Annotated in this window: 1 pseudogene; it reads left to right on the top strand. The window is 80.4% G+C overall.

Annotated features, from left to right (window positions below):
- Window positions 1-874, top strand: a pseudogene (locus tag AC13HU_RS37755) (primosome assembly protein PriA); the annotation flags it as partial.

Here is an 874-nt window from a genome sequence, read left to right as displayed (position 1 = left end):
CCACCGGCCCCGCCTACCTCCAGGCGCTCGCCCGCGGCGACACCCCCCGCGCGGTGTGGCTCGCGCTGCCCGGCCCGCACTGGCCGCGGGAGCTGGCCACCGCGCTCGCCACCACGCTCGCCTCCGGGCGCGGCGCGCTCGCCGTGCTGCCCGACGGACGCAGCGCGGCGCGGGTCGACGCGGCCCTCACCGAACTGCTCGGCACCGGCCGCCACGTCATGCTCACCGCCGACGCCGGACCCGAGGAGCGCTACCGGCGCTGGCTCGCGGTCAGCCGCGGCACCGTCAAGGCGGTGGTCGGCACCCGTGCGGCGATGTTCGCGCCCGTCGCCGACCTCGGCCTGGTCGCCCTTTGGGACGACGGCGACTCCAGCCACGCCGAGCCGCACGCCCCGCAGCCGCACGCCCGCGACGTGCTGCTGCTGCGGGCCCGCGAGGAGCGCACCGGGTTCCTGCTCGGCGGGGTCACCACGACCGTCGAGGGCGCGCAGCTCGTCGACAGCGGCTGGGCGCTGCCGCTGGCCGCCGCCCGCGAGCAGGTACGGGCCGCCGCGCCGCTGGTCCGCACGGTCGGCGACCTGGACCAGGCCCGCGACGAGGCGGCCCGCGCGGCCCGGCTGCCGTCGCTGGCGTGGCAGGTCACCCGCGACGCGCTCGCCCGCGGCCCGGTGCTGGTCCAGGTGCCCCGGCGCGGCTACGTACCCCGGCTCGGCTGCGACACCTGCCGGGCGCCGGCCCGGTGTGCGGCCTGCGCCGGGCCGCTGGAGGTGCGCGAGGAGGGCGGCACCCCGGCCTGCGGGTGGTGCGGGCGGCCGGCGGCGGACTGGCACTGCCAGGAGTGCGGGGGGTTCCGGCTACGGGCGCGGGTGGTGGG

It is taken from the genome of Streptomyces sp. NH27 (assembly GCF_056859195.1).
Note: the sequence above shows the minus strand (reverse complement) of the source record. Positions and strands in the feature narration are given on the sequence as shown.